A 9,309-nucleotide genomic window follows, 5' to 3' on the forward strand; every position below is an offset into this window, starting at 1 on the left:
AAGCTGATGGAGGACCACCGCGACGAGGTCGTGGTCATCGCTGCCGGATACTCGGCCGAGATGCGCGAGTTCCTGGCCGCCAACCCGGGGTTGAGTTCGCGGTTCTCCCGGACGGTGGAGTTCGAGAACTACAGCCCCGCCGAACTCGTCCAGATCGTCGGCACACAGGCCGACAAGGACGGCTACCAGCTGGCCGAGGACGCGCGCACCGCGCTTCTGGCGCACTTCACGTCCATGAAGCGCGACGCCTCCTTCGGTAACGGCCGCGCGGCGCGGCGGGTGTTCGAGGCGGCGGTGGAACGGCAGGCGCAACGCCTGGCCGACATGCAGGACCTGCCCTCCGGTGAGGAGCTGTCGCGGCTGGTCGCCGAAGACCTCGACGTCGACACCGGCCTGGCCGCCCGGTTCGGAGAGGCCCGCGACCCCGACCAGGTCACCGCCCTGCTGGCGCGGCTGGCGGCGATGACCGGACTGGACGAGGTCAAACGCGACATCCGCGACCTGCTCGACCTGATCGCCTCGGCCCGGCGCCGCCGCGCCGCCGGCCTGGAGGCCGAACCCTTCACCGGCCACCTGATCTTCGCCGGCCCACCCGGCACCGGCAAAACCACCGTCGCACGCCTCTACGGAGAACTCCTCACCGCCCTGGGCGTCCTGGCACAAGGCCAGGTCGTCGAAGCCGCGCGCGTCGACCTGGTCGGACAGTACGTCGGGCACACCGCACAGAAGACCAGCGAGGTCTTCGAACGCGCCCGCGGCGGCGTCCTGTTCATCGACGAGGCCTACTCCCTGTCGCGTCCGGGGGGCTCGGGCCACGATTTCGGGCAGGAGGCCATCGACACCCTGGTCAAGCTGATGGAGGACCACCGCGACGAGGTCATCGTGATCGCGGCCGGATACACCTCGGAGATGAAGGGGTTCCTGGCCACCAACCCGGGCCTGGCGTCGCGTTTCGCGCGCACCCTCACCTTCCGCCCCTACGAGGTCGACGGCCTGGTCTCGATCTTCCTGGGCAAAGCCAAGACGGCCGACTACCGCGTCCCAGAACCCACCCAGCAAGCCCTCACCACCTACCTGGCAGCCAACCGCGACCGGTTCCGCGAGGGCAACGGGCGCGAGATCGACAAACTGTTCCGTTCCGCGGTGACCGCCCACGCCCGCCGCACCGAACAACTCGCCAACACCGGCGCCGAACTCACCACCGAACAACTCGCCACCCTCCTCCCCGAGGACATCACTCCGTGATCTCGCTCGCCGAGATCACCGCCGCGACGCGCGCCCTGCGGGCCACCGCCGACCGGCTGGACGACGACGAGGCCCGCGCGCCCTCCCTGCTCCCGGGGGGACGCGCGGCCACGTACTGACGCCGAGGGCGTCGGCCTCCCCTTCCTCTACCGACCGCCCATCGCGGCGCGGCCGCCGAGGTCGCCGCGACGCCCGTCCGGCCGGCGCCCGCCGTAGGCGACACGCTGCGCCAGAGCGCCGAGGAACCTGATCCGGGCCGACCCTCGCCGGGCGAGCTGGATCAGGCAGTAGCCGCGCAGCGCGCAGGGCAGGACGAGAAAGATCACCATGAAGGCGGTGAGAAACGGGTCGTCATCGGGCACCGGGGCGGAGCCGTACCGGAGCCCGCTGTAGATCACGAAAGGGATCATCATCGCGATGAAGTAGGAGACCGTCAGCGCATCGATGAGAGCGCACTGCATCGCGTGGTACCGGACGTCCCGGCTTCTGCCGAACATGAGGGTCACACTGCTGAAGAACGGCATGAAGTAGGCCAGGACCGAACGGCTGCGTAGGGGCTCCACCCCGATGGCGCCCGTCGGCGCCATCACGGGAGGGCGCGGCGCCGGGACCGGCGGCGGAGCGGGCGGCGTCCACACCCGGCCTGGCTCTGGGCGAGGCCGCGGCAGGACCGGGGCCCGGTGCCGCTCGCGGAAGGGGCCGGCCCGCTCGATCTCCGCGACGGCTTCGGCCGCGCCGCCGGCCACCGTGCGGCTGTCATCGCCGAGCAGCGCCTTCAGCCGCTCGTACGCGAGCAGCCCGGCCGCGTCCCCGGCCAGCGCCAGATCCTTGAGCGTGCCGACGGCGGCGGCGCGCACCGACGCCAGCGGATGGCCGGCCGCCGAACGCACCTCCTCAGGCAACTCGGGGGGCCGGAGCGTTCCGGGACTGCGGGCGACGATCAACTCACCGCTGACATCGGAGAACTTCGTCGGCGTCTGATTCGGGTTCACGGCCGTGACCTGCGTGTACGTGTAGTCGTAGAGCTCGTCGACGGAGATGCGCCCGTCCCGGTCGCGGTCGGCCTCGCCGGTCACCAGGCCCCGGACCAGGGCTTCGGTGAAGATCGACGGACGGCCGCCCTCCTCCCTGGTTCCGTAGCGGGAGATCTCCTTGGTGACGCGCCGCCGGTCGAGTTCGAACGCGTACTCCAGCGCCGAGGACGACGAGAGGATCGCCCGGCCGGAGCCGCTCAGCCGCTCGTTGATTCCGACGCCGCCCGGGCCGCGCACCACCATGCCTTCGACGAACGCCCCGCTGTAGCAGCAGTCCAGAAGCAGGATGATGTTGCGCGACATGCTGTGGGACATCTGCTCGCTCACGAAGGTCGACGCGATCCCCGTCGAGCCGAGCCGCTTGACCCGGGTGTTGGTCGTCGCGAAGTAAAGGCGTCCGGCATCGTCCTTGACCCCATGGCACGAGACGTACAGCAGCAGGACGTCATCGGGCTGCTTGTCGCAGAAGAAGTCCTCGATCGCGGCGTTGACCTCGTGAGCCTGCCGGTTGAAGACGTTCTCCACAGCGAACCCGCCGATGCGCGGGTCCGCGAGGGCGGCCGCCAGCGCCCGCACGTCGTGGGCGGGCGACCGCAGCGAGCCGAGCCCCGGATCCTCGTACCGGTCCGACGCCACGAGAAGCGCTAGTCTCCTCGGCCGTCCAGGCTCCGGTCCCCCGCTTCCCCGTCGCACGTCAGCAGCCATTCGAGCAGTTCCCGCCGTTCCCCCGGAGTCGCCGCGGACAGTTCCACCGATCTGTCGCCACAACTGATCTTCAGGCCCCCTCTCCGGGGACCGAGCCATTCGAAGACACCGTTCACGAAGGCCTTGAAGGCCGCCGTTCCGGCGAGGCCCACCACGAGCGTCGAGATGGCGACCGCCGATGCCGCCTTCGCTCCCGCGGGCGCCTCGACCGGTCGCCGATCGGTCCGCAGTCCGAGTCTTCGCAGGTCCCTGAGGAGATTGCGGCTGAGCTGGTCCAGCCGCACCGGATCGGCATCGTGGTCGAAGATCTCGACCAGGAGTGTCCGCGCCATCGATCGCCCCGTCCGGATTCCGTCGCGTTCCGCCGTCCATCAATGGACGCGCGGCCCGGTGGCGCGGGGGGCCACCGCGGGGTATCGATCTGGAATACACCGGCGAGTAGCCGCCACAAATCCCCCCATATTTAAATGCTCATCTGCGCGATCGCGGCGCTTCACGTGGAAAACACGGAACCATGGCGGTCGCACAAGAGCGGCGAAGGGACCGGCTCACGGTGACACCGGTCCCTCGCCTTCCGTGGAGGGTCAGACCGCCGGGCAGGTGGTGGCGGGCTGGGGGAGGGTGAGGGAGGTCAGGTAGGCGTCGATGGCGTTCTGCATGCAGGGGCCGCGGTTGTAGCTGCCGTGGCCGGCGCCTTCGTAGGTGAGCAGGCGTCCCGCGGGGCCGAGTTGCCGTGCGACGTTCTGCGCCCAGGCGTAGGGCGTGGCGGGGTCGTGGACGGCGTTGGACAGCAGGATCGGCGCGCTGCCGCGGACGCGCAGGCGGTGCTGCGGGTTGCGGACGGGCTGCGGCCAGCCGAGGCAGGCGGAGATCGCCATGACGGGACGCGCGAACGTCATGTCGGGGGCGACCTTCTCCGTGCGCCGCATGAGCCTCGCGTACTCGCCGTAGTCGCGGACGGGCAGGCTCCAGTCGGAGCAGAACTGCGCGGTGAAGGGGTCCGTGGCGGTCTCGCCCGCCGCCGGGGCGGCGGCAGGACGCGAGCCGGGCTTGAGGGGCGTGGACGCGTCCAGCGCGGCCAGCCTCGACGCCAGCTCCGCCCAGTCGGGGCCGTAGAAGCTCTTGTAGGCCATCAGGACGAGGCCGAACTCCGGTAGCGCGGCGCCCGGCGATGAGGGGTCGGGCAGTTCCCCACGGGCGGCGCGGGCGCGCAGGTCACGCCAGACGGCCCGGACGTCCCTGCCGTGCAGGGCGCACTCCTGGGTGCGCCCGCACCAGGCGACGAACTGTTCGAACGAGTCCTGGGCGGCTGCCAGTTCGGACGTCAGGAAGCGCCGGGCGTCGGGGACGCTGTGGTCGTCCACGCTCTCCAGCACCATCGCCCGGACGCGTCGAGGGAACGTCTCGGCGTACATCTCGCCCAGCAGCGTGCCGTAGGAGCTGCCGTGGAAGGTCAGCTTCGACTCGCCGAGGGCGGCGCGGATCGCGTCCACGTCCCGGACGGTGCTGAGCGTGTCGGCGTGGTCGTAGAGCGGACCGGTGCGGGCGCGGCAGTCGGCCCGCACCCGCGCGTTGTGGTCGAGGGTCGCCTGGAACTGCGCGGCACTCTTGATCATTGGCGAGGGCGCGGCCCTGAGCAGGTCGGCCGAGCAGGTCACCGGATTGCTGGCGCCGATGCCGCGCGGGTCGAAGCTGACGATGTCGAAGCGCCGGCGCAGCCGGTCGCTGAACCGGTCGATCCCGCTCTCGACCCTGGTCACGCGCTGGACGCCGGAGTCGCCGGGCCCGCCGGGGCCGAACACGAGCGTGCCGACGCGGGCGCCCGGGTCGAGGGCCTTGCGGCGCGCGATGGCGAGGCCGAACGTGGGGCCGTCCGGCCGGGACCAGTCGACCGGCAGCCGCAGGGTCGCGCACTCGGCCTTGCCGTCGTCGCCGCACGCGCGCCAGCCGATGGCGGACGGCGCGCGCGGTGCGGGCGGTGCGGGCGAGGCGGTGGCGGGGAGCGCGACGCCGGCCAGCGTCACGGTCCCTGCCGCGGCCGCGCCCAGGACGGCGAGCCTGTTTCTGCGCAGCATGGAGATCCTTCCGGTGCGGGGACGTCAGAGGCCCGCGTCCTCGGAGGCGGGCGACGGTCCCCCGCCCGGCCGTGGCGGGGGACCGCTGACGATCAAGCTAGGTGCGGTCCCCGCACCGGAACAGGGTGATCAGGGGCGATTCAGGGTCGGTTCAGGGTTCGACCAGGGGCGGACCGCGACCGCCCCTCCGCCCGCGGCCCTATCAAGAGTCGCCAATCAGTACGTCACAACGTCGTGGTATTCGACAATTCCTGAGAGAGGCGGGAAAATTGAGTCCAACGACTCAACGACCGTCCAGGTCCCCGTTCTGAATCGTGTTCAGGAGGGCCTGCCACTGAGCGGGGGCGAGGGCGAGGAAGCCGGCGGAGGGGTTGCGCGAGTCGCGGACCAGAACCGACGGCCCGGAGGCCGCCACTTCGACGCACTGGCTTTCGCCGCCGCTCGCACTGCTCTTGCGCCAGTTCAGCACCACCCTCGGGGTCGACCGGTACACCATCCAACCTCCATCCGTTGCCGACGCGTGCGCTCTCACCCGCCATTAGGGCGAGGAACACGCGCGGGGGCAGGCGGCCAAGTAGGGCACGACAAACCACGACCTTGTGGAAAATTTCCCGATCACGAGTGTAAACGGTTCTAGTTATCCCGCCTACAAGGGAACACAAGATCACCCTGTGTGCTATGTCGGCCACTCGCCTTGTGGATGCCGGATGCGGCGGTCACCTCCAGGTCGGGTCGGTCGCGGGCGAGGTCAGTTCATGAGCGTCTCGGCGGCCTGCCGCATCATCGCGACCGACTCGTCCGCCGGTAGCGCCTGGTCCAGCAGGAGTTCGAAGGTCTCGCGGTACTCGGCGACCCGGTCGTCCTCTCCGAGGATCATCACGCTGGCACCCGACCGCCCCTCCAGGTACAGGACGTCGTCGAGGTCGCCGTCGAACTCCAGGAGGCTGAACGGCCCTTCCAGCCCGAGGTGCGCCCCCGTGCTGAACGGGATGACCCTGACGGTGACCAGATCGTCACGCTCGCACACGTCCGCGATGTGGTTCAGCTGGGCGGGCATGATCGCCGGATCGGTCCCGATACCGACATGCCGGCGGATGACGGCCTCGTCGATGATGTAGTGCTGGCGCGGCGGGTTCTGCCGCTTGGCGAACTCCTGCTGGCGCTGGATGCGCAGCTTCGCCGCGAGCACCCTCGCCTGCTCGGAGACCTTGCCGGTGGACAGCACCTCGGCGTACTCCGGGGTCTGGATCAGCCCGGGGACGACCGTCCCGTGGAACTGCCGGATGTAGGCCGCACCCGCGGAGTACCCGACATAAGCGAGAAAGTTCGGGTCCAGATCGCCGCGGTAGGCGTTCCACCAGGCGGGTTCGCGCGCACCCCGGGCGAGCGCCTGCAACCGCTCCTGGCGTCCCTCAGAGGTGACGTCGTAGACCGTGAGCAGGGCCTGAAGATCGGTGCGGGTGATGGCGTTCTTGCCGCCCTCCACCCGGATGAGCTTGGACGGGGACCACTCGAGCTGCCGTGCCACCTGCTCCTGCGTCAGCTTCTTCTCTTTGCGCAGGCGGACGAGCTCGGTGCGCAGCAGCGCGCTCTGGACTATGGGGCCCTGGTCACTGACCATTAGTTCGCTCACTCTGAGTAGTGCATGCCACCCAACTGGATGCTACATGGCAGACGGGGACCTGGCATCCCACTCCCCCACACGACGCTACATGTCCCGGACATCTGATCTTCGCTCCGCCCACCAGACCCCGCCATATCGCCCAAAACTCGCGTCGGTAGCTTCCAGAGTGCTGCATACCGTCGGACTCTGTTGTAATGTGCTACATAGCAGATTAGCAGACGACGTGATGCAACGAGTCGCACTGCAACATCCGAGCACGGATGAAGTTGAACACAGGGTGAAGACCCGGCCGGGGACGGCGCACCACGGCAGGGGCGAGACGCAGGCGGAGACGGGCCGGCCGCCGGCGGGAACGAGAAGGCCCGCCACGCGCCACACGGGGAGGCCGCAAGGGGAGAGGAGACTCCGGCGACGCCGGAAAGGCGGCACCGGACGAGGAACACCAGAAGAAGCGACGCCAGCGAGACAACAGAGTCGCCCGCCGCTTCCCGCCGATCAGCGGTTTGGCAGCCACGACGATCGGGGGGAGAGCGGAGAGCGACTCCCGGGGCCGCTGAGACAGCCGGGCCGATCGCCCCACCTTCTGCGAGGACGCAGAAAGATCCGGGCTGACCTGCCAAAATGTCTCTGCGGACTCATCTAGTCTAACCGCGACCACGCGGTGCGGACCATAGGTGATGTGACTCCGGTCACCCGCGGGCCATACCGGACCTACCCGGTATCCCGGCGGACCACGGAGTCGCGATTCGAGGCATGGGGTCCCTGACATGTCCAGACAGCACGTACCGTCCCCCACCTCCGCCGTCCACTCCACGAGTCCGGCGGGCTCGCCGCCGCCCGCCCGGCCGGGCCCCCGGCGGGTGAGCCGATGAACGAGCACGCCCGCCACCACGACCCGGACAAGATCGTCCCTACCGGGATCGTCCCGCGGCAGCGGTCCCTCCGGCAGGCCGAGTCCGCCCGGCGGCCCGGGTTCTGGCACGGCCTCACCACCATCGAGCGCGCCGCGTTCCTCGCACTCGCGCGGGAGGTCGTCCACCCGGTCGGCGCCGTGCTGTGGACCGAGGGCCAGGACGCCGACCACACCTTCGTGATCAAGGCCGGCTCGGTGCGGATCTCCGTGGAGCGGGACGGCCGCGAGCGCTTCGTCGCCTTCCGCGGGCCCGGCGACATCATCGGCGAGCGCGCCGCCCTGCTGCTGCGCCGCCGCTCGGCGACCGTCGTCGCCATGGACGCCCTCCACGTCCTGTGCCTGACCACGCAGGAGTTCGTCGCCTACCTGAGCGACCACCCGCACGTGGTCGCCGTCCTCGAACGCGAGATGTACGACCGGATGACCGAGCAGGTCCCGGGCCGGCCGCCGCAGCGCGCCCACCATCCCGGCGGCGCGGCGCACCCGTACGGACCGGCGGCGCAGTACGGCTCGCCGCAGCCGTACGCCATGGCGCAGCTGCCCGTGGTGCCGAACTACCCGTACGCGATGGCCGGGCCGTTCGTGGTGGCCGCCCCGTACGCCGCGCCCGACCCGCGGGCCGGCGGCGCGACCTACAAGGCCGAGCCCGCCGCCGCCGCGATCAACGGCTCCGGCGCCGCCCCGACCGTCCCGTGCCGGACCGTGCCCGCCAACACCCTGCAGCCCGCCAACACCCTGCAGCCCGCCAACACCCTGCAGCCCGCCAACACCCTGCAGCCCGCCCGCTCCCTCCAGCCCGCCCTGGAGGCGGTCGTCGAGACGGTCGGCGAACGGCCGACGCAGCCCATGGTCCTCCCGGACGCCGACGCCCCGTCCTGGGCCGGCCAGAACTGCACCATCGTGTACACCGACGTCGCCGGGTTCAGCTCGCCCGACCGCAACGACGCCGACCGGATCGGCGTGCGCCGCGCCATGTACCGGGCCCTGCGCGGGGCCTTCGACGAGTCGGGCGTCCCCTGGGACGCCTGCCACGTCGAAGACCGGGGCGACGGCGCGCTCATCGTGATCCCGCCACAGGTCCCGACGGCCACCGTGATCGACCCCATGCTGGTCTCGCTCGGCGTGCGGCTGCGCCGCCACAACCACCGCGCGGCCGGGGCCGTGCGCGTGCAGCTCAGGGTCGCGGTGAACGTCGGGCCCGTGATGCCCGATCCGCCCGGCGTGTCCGGCTCGTCCATCATCACGACGGCCCGGCTCCTCGACGCCGGACCGCTCAAGGAGCGGCTCGCCGCGACCGGCGCCGACCTCGGCGTCATCGCGTCCCGGTTCGTCTACGACTCGGTGATCGTCCCGAGCCCCGGCCGCGTGACCGCCGCCGAGTACGAGCGGATCACCTGCCGGGTCAAGGAGTCCCGTCTCGAAGGGTGGATCCACCTGCGCGGCCTGGCCGCCCATCCCGCGGTCTGACCGGCCGCACGCCGGCCCGTCCCCCGCGCGGGCCGCACCAGCCACGACCCCGCGCGCACCGGCGCCGCGGGGTTCTCCACTTCCACGCCCTCCACGGCCCGGTCACGTAGCGGGCCGCCAGGCGAGCGAAGCGGGCCGGGGCTTTGGAACACCGGCTAGTTGTGATGTCCAGGGAGGTTGGTCAGCCGGGTGATCGGTGGCTGGTCTCCGATGGCGGAGTGGGCGCGGTGGTGATTGTAGAAGTGG

General features: G+C 70.8%; 8 protein-coding genes. 3 read left to right on the forward strand and 5 right to left on the reverse strand.

Annotated features, from left to right (window positions below; all coding sequences use genetic code 11):
• Together AB0C84_RS44535 and AB0C84_RS44540 are read left to right on the forward strand one after the other, a co-directional pair.
• Positions 1–1,245, forward strand: a 1,245-nt coding sequence (locus AB0C84_RS44535) for an AAA family ATPase (RefSeq protein ID WP_361078601.1), incomplete at its 5' end; no start/stop codon positions are given.
• Positions 1,242–1,364 carry a hypothetical protein gene (locus AB0C84_RS44540; protein WP_361078604.1) on the forward strand — a complete coding sequence of 41 codons (123 nt, stop codon included), beginning with the start codon at positions 1,242–1,244 and terminating at the stop codon, positions 1,362–1,364. The genes AB0C84_RS44535 and AB0C84_RS44540, both read left to right, overlap by 4 nt.
• 27 nt (positions 1,365–1,391) lie before the next feature.
• Here the strand turns inward: AB0C84_RS44540 and AB0C84_RS44545 are convergent, their stop codons facing one another.
• The 5 genes from AB0C84_RS44545 to AB0C84_RS44565 form a co-directional block, all read right to left on the reverse strand.
• Positions 1,392–2,915: a caspase family protein gene (locus tag AB0C84_RS44545; protein ID WP_361078606.1), complete on the reverse strand. Its 1,524-nt coding sequence runs from the start codon at positions 2,913–2,915 to the stop codon at positions 1,392–1,394.
• An 8-nt stretch (positions 2,916–2,923) separates the two neighbouring features.
• Entirely contained in the window at positions 2,924–3,316 is a 393-nt protein-coding gene (locus tag AB0C84_RS44550) for a hypothetical protein (protein ID WP_361078609.1), read from the reverse strand.
• A gap of 252 nt (positions 3,317–3,568) precedes the next feature.
• Entirely contained in the window at positions 3,569–5,059 is a 1,491-nt protein-coding gene (locus tag AB0C84_RS44555) for an alpha/beta hydrolase (RefSeq protein ID WP_361078612.1), read from the reverse strand.
• A gap of 283 nt (positions 5,060–5,342) precedes the next feature.
• Entirely contained in the window at positions 5,343–5,555 is a 213-nt protein-coding gene (locus AB0C84_RS44560) for a DUF397 domain-containing protein (protein ID WP_179844643.1), read from the reverse strand.
• 252 nt (positions 5,556–5,807) lie between these two features.
• On the reverse strand, positions 5,808–6,692 hold the full coding sequence (locus tag AB0C84_RS44565; protein ID WP_361078615.1) for a helix-turn-helix transcriptional regulator: 885 nt from the start codon (positions 6,690–6,692) through the stop codon (positions 5,808–5,810).
• Between the two features lie 859 nt (positions 6,693–7,551).
• Between AB0C84_RS44565 and AB0C84_RS44570 the strand changes: the two genes are divergently transcribed.
• The gene (locus tag AB0C84_RS44570) at positions 7,552–9,063 is read left to right on the forward strand and encodes a cyclic nucleotide-binding domain-containing protein (protein WP_361078618.1); all 1,512 of its coding nucleotides are present in this window, start codon (positions 7,552–7,554) and stop codon (positions 9,061–9,063) included.
• The last annotated feature ends 246 nt before the right edge of the window (positions 9,064–9,309 follow it).

The sequence above is a fragment of the Actinomadura sp. NPDC048955 genome (assembly GCF_040649435.1).
GTDB lineage: Bacteria > Actinomycetota > Actinomycetes > Streptosporangiales > Streptosporangiaceae > Spirillospora > Spirillospora luteofluorescens.